At 52.8% G+C, this 18,594-nt stretch carries 22 protein-coding genes; 5 read left to right on the top strand and 17 right to left on the bottom strand.

The window, feature by feature from the left end:
* Positions 1–3: 3 nt before the first annotated feature.
* The 11 genes from FEK66_RS06755 to FEK66_RS06705 form a co-directional block, all read right to left on the bottom strand.
* The gene (locus FEK66_RS06755; protein ID WP_131161871.1) at positions 4–1,680 is read right to left on the bottom strand and encodes a glycosyltransferase; all 1,677 of its coding nucleotides are present in this window, start codon (positions 1,678–1,680) and stop codon (positions 4–6) included.
* On the bottom strand, positions 1,671–2,024 hold the full coding sequence (locus FEK66_RS06750) for a beta-hydroxyacyl-ACP dehydratase (protein ID WP_130260974.1): 354 nt from the start codon (positions 2,022–2,024) through the stop codon (positions 1,671–1,673). Before FEK66_RS06750 ends, FEK66_RS06755 begins: the two co-directional genes overlap by 10 nt.
* A complete protein-coding gene (locus FEK66_RS06745; protein WP_135495282.1) occupies positions 2,011–3,372 on the bottom strand; it encodes an acyl-CoA synthetase in 1,362 nt (453 codons plus the stop codon). The genes FEK66_RS06750 and FEK66_RS06745 overlap by 14 nt, the downstream gene beginning before the upstream one ends.
* The gene (locus FEK66_RS06740) at positions 3,369–3,950 is read right to left on the bottom strand and encodes a hypothetical protein (RefSeq protein WP_135495281.1); all 582 of its coding nucleotides are present in this window, start codon (positions 3,948–3,950) and stop codon (positions 3,369–3,371) included. Before FEK66_RS06740 ends, FEK66_RS06745 begins: the two co-directional genes overlap by 4 nt.
* Positions 3,951–3,954: 4 nt before the next feature.
* The gene (locus FEK66_RS06735; protein ID WP_000139646.1) at positions 3,955–4,206 is read right to left on the bottom strand and encodes an acyl carrier protein; all 252 of its coding nucleotides are present in this window, start codon (positions 4,204–4,206) and stop codon (positions 3,955–3,957) included.
* A gap of 11 nt (positions 4,207–4,217) precedes the next feature.
* Entirely contained in the window at positions 4,218–4,475 is a 258-nt protein-coding gene (locus FEK66_RS06730) for a phosphopantetheine-binding protein (RefSeq protein ID WP_047643688.1), read from the bottom strand.
* Complete coding sequence (locus tag FEK66_RS06725) at positions 4,450–5,271, bottom strand: lysophospholipid acyltransferase family protein (RefSeq protein WP_135408162.1); 822 nt, start codon at positions 5,269–5,271, stop codon at positions 4,450–4,452. The genes FEK66_RS06730 and FEK66_RS06725 overlap by 26 nt, the downstream gene beginning before the upstream one ends.
* The gene (locus tag FEK66_RS06720) at positions 5,259–5,990 is read right to left on the bottom strand and encodes a beta-ketoacyl synthase chain length factor (RefSeq protein WP_135495280.1); all 732 of its coding nucleotides are present in this window, start codon (positions 5,988–5,990) and stop codon (positions 5,259–5,261) included. The genes FEK66_RS06725 and FEK66_RS06720 overlap by 13 nt, the downstream gene beginning before the upstream one ends.
* Before the next feature lie 40 nt (positions 5,991–6,030).
* The gene (locus FEK66_RS06715) at positions 6,031–7,089 is read right to left on the bottom strand and encodes a methyltransferase (protein ID WP_135495279.1); all 1,059 of its coding nucleotides are present in this window, start codon (positions 7,087–7,089) and stop codon (positions 6,031–6,033) included.
* A 68-nt stretch (positions 7,090–7,157) separates the two neighbouring features.
* Entirely contained in the window at positions 7,158–7,535 is a 378-nt protein-coding gene (locus FEK66_RS06710; protein WP_130209208.1) for a hypothetical protein, read from the bottom strand.
* Positions 7,536–7,928: 393 nt separating this feature from the next.
* Positions 7,929–8,978, bottom strand: coding sequence for an AI-2E family transporter (locus FEK66_RS06705; protein WP_130209100.1), 1,050 nt, complete (start codon positions 8,976–8,978; stop codon positions 7,929–7,931).
* Positions 8,979–9,076: 98 nt separating this feature from the next.
* Here FEK66_RS06705 and FEK66_RS06700 point away from each other — a divergent pair, with 98 nt between their 5' ends.
* Positions 9,077–10,327 (top strand): MFS transporter, encoded by a 1,251-nt coding sequence (locus FEK66_RS06700; RefSeq protein WP_130209098.1) that lies wholly within the window; start codon positions 9,077–9,079, stop codon positions 10,325–10,327.
* 3 nt (positions 10,328–10,330) lie between these two features.
* Here FEK66_RS06700 and dcrB read toward each other — a convergent pair whose 3' ends face one another.
* Together dcrB and FEK66_RS06690 are read right to left on the bottom strand one after the other, a co-directional pair.
* On the bottom strand, positions 10,331–10,888 hold the full coding sequence (dcrB, locus tag FEK66_RS06695) for a phage sensitivity protein DcrB (protein ID WP_130209096.1): 558 nt from the start codon (positions 10,886–10,888) through the stop codon (positions 10,331–10,333).
* A gap of 72 nt (positions 10,889–10,960) precedes the next feature.
* Positions 10,961–11,626 (bottom strand): 7-cyano-7-deazaguanine/7-aminomethyl-7-deazaguanine transporter, encoded by a 666-nt coding sequence (locus FEK66_RS06690; RefSeq protein WP_130209094.1) that lies wholly within the window; start codon positions 11,624–11,626, stop codon positions 10,961–10,963.
* A 221-nt stretch (positions 11,627–11,847) separates the two neighbouring features.
* Between FEK66_RS06690 and tusA the strand changes: the two genes are divergently transcribed.
* Positions 11,848–12,093: a sulfurtransferase TusA gene (gene tusA, locus FEK66_RS06685; protein ID WP_000130623.1), complete on the top strand. Its 246-nt coding sequence runs from the start codon at positions 11,848–11,850 to the stop codon at positions 12,091–12,093.
* Between the two features lie 214 nt (positions 12,094–12,307).
* The gene (locus tag FEK66_RS06680) at positions 12,308–12,616 is read left to right on the top strand and encodes a hypothetical protein (protein ID WP_131161863.1); all 309 of its coding nucleotides are present in this window, start codon (positions 12,308–12,310) and stop codon (positions 12,614–12,616) included.
* Between the two features lie 32 nt (positions 12,617–12,648).
* Here the strand turns inward: FEK66_RS06680 and zntA are convergent, their stop codons facing one another.
* A complete protein-coding gene (gene zntA, locus FEK66_RS06675) occupies positions 12,649–14,847 on the bottom strand; it encodes a Zn(II)/Cd(II)/Pb(II) translocating P-type ATPase ZntA (protein WP_135495278.1) in 2,199 nt (732 codons plus the stop codon).
* A 73-nt stretch (positions 14,848–14,920) separates the two neighbouring features.
* Positions 14,921–15,547 (bottom strand): lysoplasmalogenase, encoded by a 627-nt coding sequence (locus FEK66_RS06670; protein WP_064527705.1) that lies wholly within the window; start codon positions 15,545–15,547, stop codon positions 14,921–14,923.
* A gap of 141 nt (positions 15,548–15,688) precedes the next feature.
* Between FEK66_RS06670 and FEK66_RS06665 the strand changes: the two genes are divergently transcribed.
* Entirely contained in the window at positions 15,689–16,048 is a 360-nt protein-coding gene (locus FEK66_RS06665) for a DUF2500 domain-containing protein (RefSeq protein WP_135408152.1), read from the top strand.
* 2 nt (positions 16,049–16,050) lie between these two features.
* On the opposite strand, the gene FEK66_RS06660 is transcribed toward FEK66_RS06665, so the two are convergent.
* Together FEK66_RS06660 and rsmD are read right to left on the bottom strand one after the other, a co-directional pair.
* Positions 16,051–16,320 (bottom strand): DUF1145 family protein, encoded by a 270-nt coding sequence (locus FEK66_RS06660; RefSeq protein ID WP_089635439.1) that lies wholly within the window; start codon positions 16,318–16,320, stop codon positions 16,051–16,053.
* Entirely contained in the window at positions 16,310–16,906 is a 597-nt protein-coding gene (gene rsmD / locus FEK66_RS06655; RefSeq protein ID WP_130209084.1) for a 16S rRNA (guanine(966)-N(2))-methyltransferase, read from the bottom strand. Before rsmD ends, FEK66_RS06660 begins: the two co-directional genes overlap by 11 nt.
* A gap of 149 nt (positions 16,907–17,055) precedes the next feature.
* On the opposite strand from rsmD, the gene ftsY reads away from it, so the two are divergent.
* Positions 17,056–18,594: a signal recognition particle-docking protein FtsY gene (gene ftsY / locus FEK66_RS06650; protein ID WP_130260966.1), complete on the top strand. Its 1,539-nt coding sequence runs from the start codon at positions 17,056–17,058 to the stop codon at positions 18,592–18,594.

The raw sequence follows: 18,594 nt of genomic DNA, 5'->3' as shown, positions 1-18,594 counted from the left end.
CCTTTACTCCTTGTCCTGAATTTCCGGCAGTTGCCAGAAATCGAAAAAATTAAACCAGTCGAGGGGCGACTGGAGCGCGTAATGTTCCAGACGCGCGGCGTAGTGGTCGATAGCGTTTTGCAGCGCCTGTTGGCGTTCGCCGCGCGGCAGCTGCAGTGGGTCGGCAAAGGTTTCGCAGTGAATATGCAGCTTGCCGTGCTGGCGCAGGGCGAAAATCAGATTCACCGGGCAGCGCAAAATGGACGCGAGAATAAACGGCCCCTGTGGGAAAGGTGCAGGCTGACCCATAAACGGACTCCAGCAGACGCGCCAGTCGCCGCCGCGTTGCGGGTTGACGGCGATGCGGTCACCGACAATCGCCACCCATTCGCCGTTATCCAGCTTCTCTTTCAGCAGGATGGCGGTTTCCGGGCCGATATCTGTTACCGGGAGCAGGTTAATGCCTGCCTGAGGAGCCATCTCTTGCATTATCTGTTTAAAGCGTTGGGCGTTTTCGCTAAACACCAGCGCGTTAATGGTTTTGTAGCCCTGAATTTTTGCCAGCGCCCGGCACACTTCCACATCGCCAAGATGCGAGGCCAGCAGCAATTTGCCGCGCGGATCGCGGACGTCAAGCGCCGCTTCTGCGCCTGGCGCAAACAGCACATCGCGCCCCAGTTGCAGCTCGCCGCGCCAACTGGCGATTTTGTCGAGCATGGCGTTGCCGAAACGTAAAAAGTGCTGGTAGCTGTTGAGTTTTGCTGCCTGTGGTTGATGCTGGCGCACACGGGCGAGCCAGTCTTGCGATGCTTTACGCGCACGGGAGGCGGTGAGCCAGTAGACGCCCACTACCGGGTAAAGCAGCGCGCTAAACGCCGTTCTTCCCAGCAGACGCCAGACCAGCAGCATCAGGCGCATTCCCCATAATCCTTTCACTTCACTCTGCCGCGCCCAGTGGCTGGAAGAGCGGCGCATTAACAGCGAAGGAATACGCGGCAACATGCCGAAAAACAGACGCGTGTGCATGAGCGAGATGCGGACGTTATCTTTCAGGGCATCAAAATGCGAAAGCCCGTCCAGCGGATAGGTGACGCGGGTCGGCACGAAATAACTGGTATTTCCCTGCCAGTAGAGGCGCACCATCACTTCGGTGTCGAAATCCATCCGCTTGCCGATGGTGGCGTGTTTTGCCAGTTGCAGCGTTGGCGCAACCGGATAAACGCGAAAGCCGCACATGCTGTCTTTCAGTTGCAGGGAGAGCGTTTCGATCCATACCCAGACGTGGGTGACCCAGCGCCCGTACAGCCGTGAGCGGGGGATGGATTCATCGTAAATCGGCTGGCCGGAGATCAGCGCCGCAGGGTGCTGTTCGGCAAGTGCCAGCAGTTTGGGGATATCTTCAATCGCGTGCTGGCCGTCAGCATCCACCTGTACCGCATGGCTGAACCCTGCGTCTGCCGCCGCCTGTAAGCCGCGCATCACCGCCGCGCCTTTACCTGCGTTTTCTGCCAGGCGAATTAAGGTCACGCCAGGCTGTTCGCTAACCAGCTTATCCAGTTGCTGTTGCGTGGCGGCATCGCTGCCATCATCCACCACAATACAGGGCAGATTAAATGGCTTAAGACGCGCCAGCACGCCCGGCATCATTGCGCCGTGGTTATAGCAGGGGATCAACACGCAGGGAGAAAAGTTTACCGACATAGGCGGATCTTCCCGCTACTGGCGGTGTGGCGGGCGTCACCGTCGTGACGCTGATAGCTAAAGCTCAGAATCTGGCGATCTTCCTGCCAGTTAAGCGTGAGGGTGACGTGGTTATCCGGCAGTAAAGGCGCCTGGAATTTTATGTTCTGAATGGAGTGAAAACGCCAGCCGGGCGCGAGCAGGGCAAGCGCGTAGCTCATCGCCCAGTCGATTTGCGCCACGCCGGGGAGTAATGGTTGCACGGCAAAATGACCGCGAAACCAGAACAGATCTGCCCTGAGATGCAAAACAATCTCAAGGTGATTCGCTTGTGCCTGATGGCGCTCGATTTCATGGGGCTTCATGAAATAACTCCTGTAATTGCGCATAGACACGCTTGTTCATACTGTTTACTGGCATTTCATCAATAACGCGCCAGTAACGCGGAATGGCAACTGGCTCCAGCGTCGGGCGCAGTAATCGCCGCCAGGTCATTTCCTGGCTATGCCCGCCACCGTTCTGCCATTGCAGATGAGCTTCGTCATCCAGCACCAGCAAAACGCCAATGCACTGACGCCCGCCGCGCGTAACGGGAACTGCCGCCACCTCGCGAATACCGTCCAGCGCCAGCAGACGTTGTTCCACTTCCTGCAGAGAAATACGTTTTTCTTCAATCTTAACGATGCGTCCGCGACGCCCCATCAGATGGAACTGGCCGTCTTCGCTAAACTGTAAGGCATCGTCGAGCAACAGGCCGTTATCTTCCGTCATCAGCGGTGAAAAGAGGCGAAAAGAATCACCTTCGGCCTGGAACTTCATACCTGGAAAGGGCAGCCAGCGTCGTTGCTCCTGATCGCGGTAACGCCAGGCAATGACGCCGGTTTCCGTGCTGCCGTAGATTTCATCAGGCCAGACGCGTAGCCAGCTCGCGGTGTGTTGTACGTCCTGCCACGGTAGCTCACCACCAGCAGAGAGAAGCACCTGAACAGGCGGCGGGGATAGCTGAGCATCCAGACGCTTCAAAAATGCCGGGCTGCTGATGAAGATATAGCGATGCTGATGACTCAACGCGGCAAACTGTTCGACATACCAGAGCATGGCGGCATGCAGGGGTAATCCCAGCGCCATTGGCAAGAAAATGCGAAAAGTCAGGCCGTACAAATGCTGCGGTAATACGGAACCGACCACCCGACAACCCGCCAGACGTGCGCCTAATCGTTCAGCCAGCAGTTCTGCTTCACGGTCCAGCAAATGAACAGGTTTAATCACCCGCTTCGGCTGTCCCGTGGAACCAGAGGTAAATAGCTCGATATAAGCGTCTGGCGCTATAGCAGCAAAGGTGAATGATTGTGGCGCGACTTGTGGGGAACTTGCTACCAACAGCAATGAACCTTGCCAGTTAAGTTCGCTGTCGCTAAGCACACCATCGAACAGTTCACGTTGCTCATTAAGCTGGATGACGCGGTTATGCCCCGGAAGCACCGGCGTTTTTCCGGCGTGTAGCGTGGCGAGCAGGGCAACGATAAACAGATAGCTGTTCTCAAAGCATAGCGCCCAGCGTTTCCCGGGCTGTTGCTGTAAACGGCAGATAAGTTGCGCGACATCGTGACGCAAATCGCCCAGCGTCCAGGTGCTTTCGTCCAGCCACGCAATGGGCGTGTCATCAGGGCGTGGCGCAGTCAGCCAGCGTGCAAGCGGTAAGGTCTGCTTCATGAGCGATCTCTTTTCATCACCTGACGGCGCACCAGCCATTCACCAGCCATTAATGTTCCCATCAACAAATAAGCGATCATGCCGTTCCAGGCAGTCCATAACGACATATCGCCATGCAGCGCGGTAAAGAGGGCAATTCCGCCGTTGATGATGAAAAAGCCGCACCAGATTTGCGTGACGTGGCGGGTATAGTGCACGCCCTTTTCTGGAAGGTCTGGCTCCTGCAAACGCGCCAACCGCTCAACTATCGGCATTGCCGACCACAGCGAACCGCCAAAAACCGCCAGCATTACCGTATTAACCACTACCGGGTAAAACAGCAGTAGCTGGTGCGTTTTCAACAGAAAGCTGGCGACACACAAGGCGATGCCTACGACAGCGACGATTTGTGTGACGGCTTGTAGTGGCCCCGCCTGGCGACGGGTCTGGCGCAGGCGCAACAAAAGCAGCAGCGCCATCAGCGGCAACAGCCAATGCAGGCCGTTATGTGCCAAACCAAGCCAAATCACGAACGGCCAGGCGAGCAGCAATAATCCGGTCAGCAGCTTAATAATCGGTAGCGAGCGAATGCCCGACATCAGATCAGGCTTCTTGTAGCAGGCGTTCTACGGCCTCTACGACATCCTGGACTGTACGCACTGCTTTAAACTCTTCCGGCTTGATTTTCTTACCGGTTTTCTTTTGCAGGTGCACAATCATGTCAACGGCGTCGATGCTGTCCAGTTCCAGATCTTCGTACAGGCGCGCTTCAGGTTTGATGTCCTGCGGATCGATTTCAAACAGCTTGACCAGCAGGGCTGAGACTTCCTGATAGACGGTTTGTTGTTCTGTCATGATGGCTTTCCTCAGGCGCGTTGTGCAGCAATGAAAGAGGCCAGAGTGGCGACGGAGAAAAAGTGCTGACGCATCTCTTCACTTTCCGCGGAAAGTACAACGCCATATTCATTTTTCACTGCCAGCCCCAGTTCCAGGGCATCGATGGAATCCAGCCCTAAACCGTCGCCGAACAGCGGCGCATCGGTATCGATATCATCAGGAGTCAACTCGTCCAGATTGAGGGTGCTGATGATGAGATTTTTAATTTCCAGATAAAGCGCTTGCATTATTTATTCCTGAGAGAGGTAAACAACCTTGTTGTAATTGAAGCAAAAGATGCCGGTTTAACTGCCTTGCTGCCAGCGCCGGTTCTTGTGAAGTTGCATCGTAAAATTTATTGATTTCTACCCGCCCACGGACTTCAACCGTAAAAAACGGCCTGGCAGGCGGAACGTCATACCATTTACTTTGTTTATCCAGCAGATGCTCGCTACAGCCGATCGTCACGATGCGTAAATCGCTGGCACAGCGCACGGCAATATTCGCTGCCCCGCGCTGCAACGTCATTTTTTCACCAGGCTTCGTTCGCGTGCCTTCGGGGAAAATCAAGATAGTGTCGCCCTGTGCCAGTCGCTGTTGGCAACGGGGTAAGAGGGTTTCAGCTTCGCTGTTGATTAAATAATCTGCCGCCCGCACGACGCCGCCAAGAAAAGGATTTTTTAACAGCGCGCTTTTCACCAGGCAGTCAGTTTCTGGCATGACTGACGCCAGCAGTACGTAATCGATCAGCGTGGGATGATTGGCTACGACGAGGCAACCGCGTTCCTGACGTAAAATTTCAGCCCCATCAATCCGATAATCCAGCACGCCAAGCCCTTTTGCGACTGTTAAAAACAGACGAAAACTGGCGGCAATGCTGCGGCGCGCCACACGACGGCGGCGGGAAGTATCCCACACCAAAACTAACAATACGTTAAACCACACCACAGAGAGCAGTAGTCCGCCGAGGCCAAACAGGGCAAAACACAACCCGGTCATAACCAGTCGCCATGCCCACTCCAGGCGCGACATCAGCTTACGCATCTGCGGCTCCAGCGCCATTGCACGCGCTCGCCAGGCAGTGAAAATTTATTAGCGTTTTGTAAATAGTGCTGTAAAAATAACATGCTTTGCGGCAGTGATGTTTCATTGCCCGCAATGGCTGGCTGTGTTTCACATTGCCAGTCATCGCCAGCTTCAATCACCAGCGCGACGGCGTACGGCCAGGTCGGCATTTCTGCTGGCAGTTGTGGGTGATAGAACTCAGGCAGAAGGCCATCAAAATCGACCATCAACACGCGCTGGTATCCCGCTTGTAACAGGCTAAGCACTTCACATAAACCTTGCTGGAAACTGTCGCGACCAGCCGAAAGCGATGACGAAACGATCGGTTGTTTGGCCGCAATGGTCAGGTTGCCCACGGAAGAGTTGTGTACGGAGAGCGCGAAGTCTGTCGGAGAGAGTGCCTGTTCGGTTGCCAGTGCATGAACAATGCGGTAATTGCGTTCCAGTTCGCCATGACGACTGGTATACAAAACGGCGTCTATTTGATGGCGGCGTAGCATTGCCAGACCGCACTCCACGGCCAGTTTACTGCCAGAACTGAGACGGCGGGCGGTCATCATTGGCAATTCGCATAATTTTGCCAACGGTGCCGCAGGGTCAACCGCCCAAGGCTGGCGCGACCATGCTTGCCATTGCTGGGCTTCGCTAAGTCCAGGCGCCAGTGCCTTCCAGTCGGTAATATTTAATGTAAATTTCATCAACGCGCGCCCGCGGTAAACCAAAATTATTAAGTGACGATTATTTCTTTTGGCATATCAATAATGTATGCCCAACGCCTAAATTATCGTGGCGCTCTGCTACCTGAAATCCTGCTTTATTCAGATAGTCGTAAAATTTCTCTGCGCTATAGAAACGACTGTTACCGTTTGCCATGCAGGTGAAATAAAGTGAGGAGGCATTCAGGCTAAACGATGCCGCTTCAAACCGCTGCGCATCCCAGAACAACTCCATAATGCAAAGTTTTGCCCCGGGCTTCATTACGCTGGCAACTTTGCTGAGTATGCTAATTATTTGTTCGGGTGAAAAACAGTCTAAAAATTGACTCATCCACCAGATATCAGCCTCGCCCGGTAACGGCGCATCGCTTAGCATATCCACAGCATGGAAATCTATACGATCAGAAAAGCCTGCATTCGTGATATTTTCTTTGGCGAGCACGATTTGTTGTGGCAGATCTAATAACGTAACGGTGATGTTTTCGTTGTATTTACAGCAGCGCAAAGCCCACTTACCGGTATTGCCGCCTACATCGTACAAGGTTGTGGGGTTGTTGGCGAATACATAAGGCAGTGCGGCGTTAAATGCGCCATCTGAATAGTAATGATCAAACGCGAACCAGCTTTCACGGGCAGCGTCAGGTAATTGTGAAAGTGCCGGATATATCGTCGGCCAGTCGCCAAATACTTTTAACCCGGAAGGTTTGCCTTCATTGAGTGAATCGGCGAGGAAGAATAGCCCCTGATAACAGACATCCTGGGTGAAATCCATATTCACGCGCGTCATGGTGTCATGCAGGAGGTAATGACCGATTTTCGCCAGGTAATAAATTCCCTCTTTGCAGGTAATAATTCGCCCGCTTAAGCCCATATCTAACAGAACGCTGGCAGCATATTCGTTGATATGACTATTTTCGGTGATATCAGACAGCGTTGCGCCATGTTTGCCTTGCCGATCCAGATAAGAAAGTACACCCGCATTACGCAGGCAGAGAGCTGTTTGAAAAAGCATGGGGGCAAAGGCAATGCGTTGAGCTTCGGTAATCGCATCCAGTGCGCTAAGAGAATCCTGTTCGTACATGTTGGGCACAACCTGTTAAGAGGGAATTAAATTATTATCGGACCGAAGCGGCCCGACTTTAGGGGAAATTACAAATCTGCGCCAGCCGACAAATTCAGTTGAATATCTTTGTCGAGATTGCGGACCCAGCGATTATAGTTTTTATGAATTTGTCCGCCTGATGCTTGCAGGTTCTGACTATTTTCATAATTGATATCGTAGCTGGATGCCGTGTAGTTAATGCGAATTTCTGCTGAATGATCGCGTGACTGTTGACGTGCTTTAATTACACCTTGTCCGGCTTCGGACATAATCCATTTGCGTTCAACGCCAGCTTTCAGAATCGCTTTTTTAACTTGATCCTGGGTATGACCGGCGCTGACGGTTGAGTGGACTTGATCAATTGGTGCAGTACGCGCACAACCCGCTAAAGCGCCGACAACAGCAATAGCAGCAAACCATTTCATGTAGTGTTTCATTAAAGCCCCATTAAAGTATTGTTTTTACGAGTAAAGCAGGATTTAACTGTAATTGCTGGTATCACTATTCTTTATTTAGCGAAAAATTTACTTATGAGATAAGTCAGTAAGTGCACATCAGAACAAATCATTTTGAGATGACTAAATTACTGCCAGCGGGGACCAACTATAAGTGAGTGAGAAAAATGAGGCAATAAAAATAACACAATATAATCAGTGCGTTCTCTGGGATGGGAATTTAATGATTATTCGGTGTTTATATATATTTGACTTAAGGAGTGGTTTTTAGAAATTAATTTTCTGAATAATATTGCATCATTTTCTCGAATCAAATGGCCACCGTTAGATAAACGGTGGCCATTGTCTGATCAGGGTGCGCTATTACCCCGGTAACCGACTTTTCGGTCTGCCTGGCCCCAGTAAAATCGCCAGTTTGCTACCGCCTTTAGTGGTTTCCATCCAGATTTTACAGACGCTGGTTAATGGCACCGAAAGTAGCATCCCTACCGGACCGAGCAGCCATCCCCAAACCAACAACGAAAGAAATACCACCATGGTGGACATCCCCAGGCGATGGCCCATCATCCGTGGTTCTAAAATATTGCCGATGACCATATGGACAACTAAAAACAATGCGCCGACCAGAATACATTCGTAAACACCATTAAACAGCAGCACCTGAATCATTGGCGGTACGGCGGAAATTACCGCGCCGATATTGGGGACGTAGTTGAGTAAAAAAGCCAGTACCGCCCACATCAGCGCAAACTGCACGCCCATCAGCGCCAGCCCCAGCCAGACGATAACGCCCGTCCATAAACTTAGCAGCGTTTTTAATGCCAGATAATGCGAAACGCCTTTTAATGCGCGGTGTAATCCGGCGATGTGAATCTGTGGGTTATTCAACGCAAAGCGCATTTTGTAAGGGACGTGGCGTACTTCAAACAGCATAAAAACAACGGTCATCACCAGCAGAAGTACGCTCGCCATGGCCCCGGAAAGCCCGGTCATTAAAGCGGTGGTGAAGGTAACCACTTTTTCTGAATCCATCCGCTGCAACATTCGTTCCGGCGACATATGCAAATTAAGAAAAGGCAGCATCTCCTGCAATTTAAAAAGCTTGCGCGTCAGCTCCTTATTAAACTTCGGCAGCATAGAGATGAATTCGTTAAACGATGCCGCCAGCACACCGACCAGCGCAGTAAGCGCTATCAACATCACTACGACTACAATCGTAATGGCAACGGGACGCTGAACTCCGCGACGAATAAACCAGGTCACCAGTGGATTGAGGACGATGGCGAAAAACAGCGCCAGTAACAATTGCACAATGATATCTGCCGCTGCGTGAATACCCGCGAGGATTACTACCAGTGAAGCCAGCTTGAGTAGAATGTGCATGCCCGTTTTATCGGGTTGAGATGTTTCCATTGGGGCTTCCTTATGACTTTTTGTATTAAGTGTAGCGGGAGTCACGCCAGCAATATTCTGATTCTTCTTGCTGATTTACACGCCACCACGTGGTAAAAATGAAACACTGTTGTAAAAATGTGGTGCTTCTCATGCCCGTACCTGTTGCCGAACCGGCGCTTAACGGAATGCGCCTGAATTTGCGCATTGTCTCCATTGTCATGTTTAACTTCGCCAGCTATCTGACCATTGGGTTACCGCTCGCCGTGCTACCGGGCTATGTCCATGATGTGATGGGCTTTAGCGCCTTCTGGGCGGGGTTGGTTATCAGTCTGCAATATTTCGCCACGTTGCTGAGTCGTCCTCATGCCGGGCGTTATGCTGATTTGCTGGGGCCAAAAAAGATTGTCGTCTTCGGTTTGTGCGGCTGCTTTTTGAGCGGGCTGGGTTATCTGGTGGCTGGGTTAACCGCCAGTCTGCCAATTATCAGTCTGTTATTACTTTGCCTGGGGCGCGTGATTCTTGGGATTGGGCAAAGTTTTGCCGGAACGGGGTCGACACTGTGGGGCGTTGGCGTGGTCGGTTCGCTGCATATCGGGCGAGTGATTTCGTGGAATGGCATTGTCACTTACGGAGCGATGGCGATGGGCGCGCCGTTAGGTGTGGTGTTTTATCACTGGGGCGGTTTGCAGGCGTTGGCATTAATCATTATGGGCGTGGCGCTGGTGGCTATTTTGTTGGCAATACCGCGTCCGACGGTGAAAGCCAGTAAAGGCAAACCTCTGCCGTTTCGCGCGGTACTTGGGCGCGTCTGGCTGTACGGTATGGCGCTGGCGTTGGCTTCCGCCGGGTTTGGCGTTATCGCCACCTTTATCACGCTGTTTTATGACGCTAAAGGCTGGGACGGTGCGGCCTTCGCGCTGACGTTGTTTAGCTGTGCGTTTGTTGGAACGCGATTGTTATTCCCTAACGGCATAAACCGCATTGGTGGCTTAAACGTGGCGATGCTCTGCTTTAGCGTTGAGATAATCGGCCTACTGCTGGTTGGCGTGGCGACTATGCCGTGGATGGCGAAAATCGGCGTCTTACTGGCGGGGGCGGGCTTTTCGCTGGTGTTCCCGGCATTGGGCGTAGTGGCGGTCAAAGCGGTGCCGCAGCAGAATCAGGGGGCGGCGCTGGCAACCTACACCGTATTTATGGATTTATCGCTTGGCGTGACCGGACCACTGGCAGGGCTGGTGATGAGTTGGGCGGGCGTACCGGTGATTTATCTGGCGGCGGCGGGGCTGGTCGCAATCGCGTTATTGCTGACGTGGCGATTAAAAAAACGGCCTCCGGTGGAAGCACCTGAGGCCGTTTCGTCATCTTAAAACTTACTGAATAACCAGCGTGTTAATGATGTTTTCTGCGGTGGTCTGCGCTTTTTGCTGATCGTCAGCAGGCAGTGTGATTTGCATTGTCAGCAGTTGGTTGCCCACGTTACCCAGAATGACGGAAGAGTACGCCGTCTGGCCTTTAGCAGAGATAACGCTGTCTAACTGCTGCATTTTGTGACCTTTCAGCTCAATGGCTTTGTTGGTCACCACTTGCAGCTGTGGATCGCGGCTACGTTGCTGATCTTCCAGACGCTTCGCCAGCACAGCCAGGTCTTCTTTCGGATCATCGCCCATAATAACAATCACCGCTTTCTGCCCGGTGGCGTCGGACCAGACGTGCATGTTATTGGCCTGTGTTCCCAGCTTACCGCTCTGGTCGGTCATATCCGCTGGCAGCGAGAAGCTTAACTTGCCATCAAGCAGGTTGACGGGATTCGCGGTAGCGTTACTTTCCGCGACTGTACCTTCCGCTGTAGCGTTAGTGTCTTTATCATCACAGGCCGCAAGCCCCATAACCAGCAGGCCAATTCCGACATATTTAACCAGATTGCGCATTGACATCTTCCTTTCGATAAACGGCCATAACGGCTCATTCATCCATCTTATCACAAGTCTGATAACGAACCTTTAACTGGCCTGCAAAGCGTTGATTTCGGATTTATCTGCCAGTCTTTTCAATAGCATATTGAGTAATACGCCATACATTGGCAGGAAAAAAACGATGCTGATTAACACTTTGAAACAGTAATCAACCAGCGCGATTTCCATCCAGTGTTCGGCCATAAAGGCATCCGGACTACGCCAGAAAGCAATGAAGAAGAAGGCCAGTGTGTCACTGACGTTACCGAACAGTGTGGACGCCGTCGGTGCCAGCCACCAGCGGCGATTCTGGCGCAGGCGGTTAAATACATGCACGTCGAGGATCTGCCCCAGTGCGTAGGCCATAAAACTGGCGGCAGCGATACGGGCGACAAACAGGTTGAAGTGGGCGAGAGCGCCGAATCCCTGCCATGAACCCATATAGAACAGCGACGAGATGACATAGGAGATCAATAACGCCGGGATCATCACTGCAAAGATGATACGACGGGCCAGCGGTGCGCCAAAAATACGCACGGTCAGGTCGGTAGCGAGAAAGATAAACGGAAAGCTAAACGCACCCCAGGTGGTGTGAAAACCAAAAATGGAGACCGGAAGCTGAACCAGATAGTTACTGGAGGTGATCACCAGCAGATGAAATAACGATAACCAGAACAACGCCTTATAGCGTTGAGTTTGTGAGGAAACGTTCATATTGTACCTTTTTGATTAACCATTGGGGTGAGGGAACCCAATACGTACGACACGCTATTTTACCTTGATTAAATAACGTTCTTACCCTTTTTTCGAGCCGCCGCATGATACTGCTTTACGTTGACAATGCAATGGCTAATTTTCACGCAATCGTTAACCTGGTTTGCTAACGGACATACAGAGCGTAAACTAGCGCCGTTTTTTTATGTGATGAGAAGAAAATGACCGATCTCTTTTCCAGCCCTGACCACACACTCGACGCGCTTGGCCTGCGCTGCCCGGAACCGGTGATGATGGTGCGCAAAACCGTGCGCAATATGCAGCCTGGCGAAACGTTACTGATTATCGCCGACGATCCGGCGACGACCCGAGATATTCCTGGGTTTTGTACCTTTATGGAACACGAACTGGTTGCTAAAGAGACGGATGGACTGCCTTATCGTTATTTGATTCGCAAATCGGGTTAAGGTGGAGCAGGCTAGCGGACCGATCGCGCTCAATTTTGCGGTTTGCAACGGGTTTGTAGGACGGATAAAACGTTCAAGCTGCATCTGGCGATACGGTGCGCAATGCCTGATGCGACGCTGTCGCGTCTTATCATGCCTACGAGTTCGATGCCTTATGTAGGCCGGATAAGGCGTTCACGCCGCATCCGGCACGCAAGCGTAATGGAATACAAAAATGGATTATTTAATTCCAGTTTGTCTGGCATTGCTGGGATTGCTGGCGATCTTCACTCCCAATTGGCTGATCCCTGTTTTTATCGTCGTGGGGGGATGGCTGGGGGTACTTGCCTGGGGTTGGCTCTGGCTAATGATTTTTTTACCTTTACTTAACGGTGTTGGGCTTGCTTATGCCCTGTGGTTGATGTTCAAAAGGCCATCATTAGCATCCCGCCTGGTTGCTGCATGCTGTGTTATCTCAGTCATTCTGATGTTAGCGCTATATTACGCTATTCTGACCATGCCGCCGTTCCCGCCTCAGCACTAAGCCTGATAGCCAGAGGCTATCAGGCAACACCTTTATCTCCTGCGCAACAACCTTAACGCATTCGCCGTCACCAGCACCGTCGCCCCCGTATCTGCCAGCACTGCCAGCCACAACCCGGTCATCCCTAATAGCGTAGTGATGAGGAAAACGCCTTTCAGCCCCAGCGCAATGGTGATGTTCTGGCGGATATTGGCGTGAGTGGCGCGCGCCAGTTCAATCATTTGCACCAGACCGCGCAGGTGGTTATGGGTTAATGCTGCGTCGGCGGTTTCCAGCGCCACGTCTGTGCCGCTACCCATTGCAATTCCGATGGCGGCAGCTTTCATTGCTGGCGCGTCGTTAATACCGTCACCGACCATTGCCAGCGGCGCATGTTGATTCAGCTCAGTCACCGCTTTGACTTTATCTTCCGGCAACAATCCAGCTTTAAACTCCAGCCCCAGCTCCCCGGCGATTGCCGCCGCTGCGCGTGGATTATCGCCGGTGAGGATCACCCCTTTGACGCCCAGCGCGTTCAGTTCATTGATAGCAGTTGCGGCATCGGCGCGCAGGGTGTCCTGCAATGCAATGACACCCAGCACGTCATCGTTACGTACCACCAGCACTACCGTTTGCCCGGCGCTTTCCAGTTCATTAATCAAACCGGCGAATGCATCAGCAGGATGTTTTCCGGCAGCGCAAATCAATACGCGCTCACCGTTAACCTGCGCTTCAATGCCAGACCCGACCAACGCCCGCTGTGACTCGGCGGCGGGAATGGCGAGTGCAGCGACCTGCGCTTCACGAACTATGGCTTGCGCAAGTGGATGCGTTGCGCCTTGCTCGACTGCCGCCGCCAGTGTCAGCAGTTCAGATTCGCTAATACCCGTTGCCGGATGGATGGCGGTAACGCGTGGTTTCCCGACGGTCAGCGTTCCGGTTTTATCAAACGCCACCTGGGTAACGCGACCTAGCTGTTCCAGTGCCGCGCCACCTTTAATCAATGCCCCACGACGCGCTGCAGCCGCCAGCCCGGAGGTTATCGCCGCAGGCGTAGAAATCACCAGCGCACACGGGCAACCAATCAGTAGCAGCGTCAGCCCTTTATAAATCCACTCCTGCCAGCTTGCGGCAAACAGCAGCGGCGGAACCAGCGTTACCAGCAGAGCGACGGCCATAATCGCGGGCGTATAGATACGGCTGAAACGGTCGATAAACCGCTCAATGGGCGCGCGGCGCTCTTCGGCCTCTTCGATCAGTTTCAGAATCCGGTCAATGGCGCTGGCACCCGGTTCTGACAGCACTTCCAGCGTTACCAGACGGTCTACGCTGGTGGCGCCTGCAGGAACTTTATCGCCCGTCGCGCGCTCCACAGGAATGGATTCGCCGGTCAGGGCGCTTTCATCAAAACTGGCAAATGGCGAGAGCAGTGTACCGTCGGCAGGCAAACGCCCACCTGCCGCAACTTCAATCACATCGCCAGGGCGCAGGCTATTGATCGCCACCTCTTCCCGCTCACCGTTACGCAGGCGCGTGGCGGTTTCCGGTTTCAGCGCCATTAGCGCGCTGACGCCCTGACGCGCGCGGCTGGCGGCCCAGCCTTCCAGTCGTTCACCAATCAAAAACAGCAGCAACACCATCGCGGCTTCAGCCGTTGCGCCAATAAACAGCGCACCAATGGCGGCTACGCTCATTAACGTTTCAATAGCAAAGTAACTGCCGGATTTGATCAGCCGTAATGCCTGACGAGCAATTGGGTACAGCCCAACCAGCGTGGTCGCGATAAACGCCAGTTGACCAAACGGATGATTGAACTGCTCCAGTCCCCAACTGATTGCCATCATCACGATAAGCGTAATCAGCGGCAGATTCTCTTTCAGGCGCGATGCTTGCGGTTCGTCGGCGGCCTGTTCATCGCGCAGGGAATAGCCTGCTTTTTGCACCGCAGATTCAACTTGTGCACGGATGTCATTGTCGGCATCAACCACCAGCTTCTCGGTGGCGAACAACACCTGCACCTGATTCACGCCTGCAAGCTGGCGCACGGCATTTTCTACCTTGCGCGCACAGGCGGCACAGTCCATACCGCTGACTTTCCAGCTATAGCGGTTGCCGGAGACGTTTTCGGAGAGTGTTGGCGTACTGGAACATGCGCCGTCGCAGCAACAGTCGTTAGCGTTCTTTACTGGTGTTAGCGGTTTGAACGCAGCAAATTGAGGGGCTTTCTTGCCGAGATTGTCAGGAGTCGACATGGCATCCTCCGGTTAAGTTTTTTCTCATTAACCGAAGGATACACTCTGGAGTCGACTCCAGAGTCAAGTTTTATCAGAGATACAGCGAGCGGACGATGAGGAAGTGACCGGCAAAGTAGCAGGCAGCAGCAATCGCGTTATCGGCCCGGAAGCGGCGGCGATAGTGGCTACCCAGCCAGACAAAGTTGCTGATAAACAGTAACGAAGCGCCGACAAACGCAGAGAGCGCCGGAGCGGTCGGGCGGAAGAACCACAGTTCGCCTGCCAGCCACACCATCACCAGCGTCATACCGACAAAGGTACAAATGGGCCAACGTAACTCTTCCAGGCGTGTCCAGATAATGGCCAGCAACAGCGCGCCCAGTACCAGCAGCACCAGCGGCAATGGCCAGAAGAAAGAGAGCGTCATCTGGCTGGCGAAATAGATGGTGTACAGCAGGTGCGAGAGGAAAAATGCGCCAATGGCGTACATCAGACGCTGACGTGGCAATAGCGTTAGCGCATCGCCCAGCAGCGACGCACATAGCCCCGCCAGCACCAGATAGCTAATGGCGTCGAACATCGGCGCTTGCCAGGCCAGTAATAGCAGGAGAAGAAGAGTTAACGGCTTAAACACCCAGCGTTGCCAGGTTGAACCACGATAGGAGGCATCCACAGATAGCCATGCGGAAAGACAGACAGCGATAAACGACCAAAGCATCTTAGTTCCTTGAATTCGTTATTATTTAGTAAGCGGAATGCCTACAGTCTTGCTATTCAGTTTAGTGGCGAGGGCGGACAGATGACAACACCATAACGGGCAGGGTATGCTTATTTCCGCATTTTCCGATAAGGTACAAAGATGAGTAAACCACCTCTTTTCTTTATTGTTATCATTGGCTTAATTGTTGTCGCTGCATCATTTCGCTTTATGCAGCAGCGGCGGGAAAAAGTTGATAATGATATGGCACCGCTCCAGCAAAAACTGGTGGTGGTGAGTAACAAGCGGGAAAAACCAATTAACGATCGCCGTTCGCGCCAGCAGGAAGTGACTCCGGCTGGCACCAGTATGCGCTATGAGGCAAGCTTCAAACCGCAAAGCGGTGGACTGGAGCAGACGTTCCGCCTCGACGCCCAGCAGTACCACGCCCTGACAGTGGGCGATAAAGGTACGCTGAGCTATAAAGGCACGCGTTTTGTCAGCTTTGTTGGCGAAGAATAAGGTTATTTTTTAACTTTAAATTTCTTCTGCCAGGCCAGCAGTTCAAACACGCCGAAAAGGAAAATACGCACCTTTTCGGCGGTGGTAAGCTGCGGACCATCCTTCGGCAAAGTGGATTTCAATAGCGCCAGCTGCATACCATGCATCAGCACGGTAAAAATCAGCGCCACGTTAACGAAAATATTCAGCGGTCGCGGAAATGGCTGAACAAGATTGAGGATTAAAAATCCCCATACGCAAAGCATTAACAAACGTCCAATATTAATCAGCATCACTTTCTCCTTGTGTTTCACGCTGATACAACCGATAAGCAACTTGACCCGCCACTTTTTCCCGATATAACGACCAGTTTGCCGGAACAGTGGGCAGGCCATTTTCTACTTCACTCTCGACATATATCCAGGCTTCGTCAGCCAGCCAGCCGTTGTCTTCCAGTAAATTAATGGTTTCTTCCAACAAGCCTCGGCGGAATGGCGGATCGACAAACACGATATTATGCGGTGTGCCTTTTTGCGCCAGGAATGACATTGCATTGCTGTTAACTACCCGCGCATTATCTGCTTTCAGGGTTGCCAGATTCTTGATTAATTGCTGATGCACCGCACGATCCATCTCAATCAGCGTGGCACCCGCAGCGTAGCGAGACAAGGCTTCCAGCCCCAGCGCGCCGCTACCGGCGAAGCAATCCAGACATTGCGCATCGACGATAACCGGAGCCAGCCAGTTAAATAACGTTTCGCGCACGCGATCGGTGGTGGGGCGCAGGCCAGGGCTGTCCGGAACCGGGAGTTTACGGCCTCGCCACTGCCCGCCAATAATGCGGATTTGGCCGCTACCGGAATGATTCGGTTTTTTCATGATAAATTGCTCAATCCGCCAGATAACACATAATTGCAGGCGGTGATGTGTATTCAGTTAAGTGATAGACTATTTCATCATTTTTTTAGCTGCTATGTACATAGCGTTAACGCTGTGCCATGAAGCAACAGCGAGGAGTGTAGTCGCAGATGGCGAAAGAAAAAAAACGTGGCTTTTTTTCCTGGCTGGGCTTTGGTCAAAAAGAGCAGACACCGGAAAAAGAGACAGAAGTCCAAAATGATCAATCGGTTGTAGAAGAAACTGTCCAGGCAGAAGAGCCTGCGAAGGTTGCTGAACAACCTGTTGAGGAGTTGCCGCAGTCCCATACTGAAGCCGAGGCGGAAACTTTTGCTGCCGAAGTGGTGGAAGTGACGGAACAGGTTGCCGAAAGCGAGAAAGTGCAGCCTGACGCTGTTGTCGAAGCGGAAGCCAGTGCGCAGCCAGAACTCGTAGTGGAAGAATCGCCAGCACCGGTAGTTGAACCTGAAGTCACGCCGGAGCCAGTGGCTATCGAGCGTGAAGAGCTGCCGTTGCCGGAAGACGTCAACGCCGAAGAGGTTTCGCCAGAAGAATGGCAGGCAGAAGCGGAAACCGTGGAGATTGTCGAAGCGGCGCAAGAAGAAGCGGCTAAAGAAGAAATCACCGACGAAGAGCTGGAAGCACAGGCGCTGGCTGCCGAAGCGGCAGAAGAGGCGGTGATGGTGGTTCCTCCGGCAGAAGAAGAGCAGCCGGTTGAAGAAATTGCCCAGGAGCAAGAAAAACCGACCAAAGAAGGTTTCTTCGCGCGCCTGAAACGCAGCCTGTTAAAAACCAAAGAAAATCTCGGTTCCGGATTTATCAGCCTGTTCCGCGGTAAAAAAATCGACGATGATCTGTTTGAGGAGCTGGAAGAGCAGCTTTTGATCGCCGATGTGGGTGTGGAAACCACGCGTAAAATCATCACCAATCTGACAGAAGGCGCATCCCGCAAGCAGCTTCGTGACGCCGAGGCGCTCTATGGCCTGCTGAAAGAAGAGATGGGCGAGATTCTGGCGAAAGTCGATGAACCACTGAACGTCGAAGGCAAAGCGCCGTTTGTGATCCTGATGGTCGGCGTCAATGGCGTGGGGAAAACCACGACGATTGGCAAGCTGGCGCGTCAGTTTGAACAGCAAGGTAAATCTGTCATGCTGGCGGCGGGCGATACTTTCCGTGCGGCAGCGGTTGAGCAGCTTCAGGTCTGGGGGCAGCGCAACAATATCCCGGTGATTGCTCAGCATACCGGTGCGGATTCCGCCTCTGTTATCTTCGACGCCATTCAGGCTGCGAAGGCGCGTAATGTTGACGTTCTGATTGCCGATACCGCCGGACGCTTGCAGAACAAATCGCACCTGATGGAAGAGCTGAAGAAAATCGTCCGCGTGATGAAGAAACTCGACGTTGAAGCCCCGCATGAAGTTATGCTGACTATCGATGCCAGCACCGGGCAGAATGCGGTAAGCCAGGCCAAACTGTTCCACGAAGCGGTTGGCTTAACCGGCATCACGTTAACGAAACTGGACGGCACGGCGAAAGGCGGGGTAATTTTCTCGGTGGCTGACCAGTTTGGTATTCCTATCCGCTATATTGGTGTCGGCGAACGTATTGAGGATTTGCGTCCGTTTAAGGCGGACGACTTTATAGAGGCACTTTTTGCCCGAGAGGATTAA

Source organism: Escherichia sp. E1130 (genome assembly GCF_005781065.1).
Lineage (GTDB): Bacteria > Pseudomonadota > Gammaproteobacteria > Enterobacterales > Enterobacteriaceae > Escherichia.
Note: the sequence above shows the minus strand (reverse complement) of the source record. Positions and strands in the feature narration are given on the sequence as shown.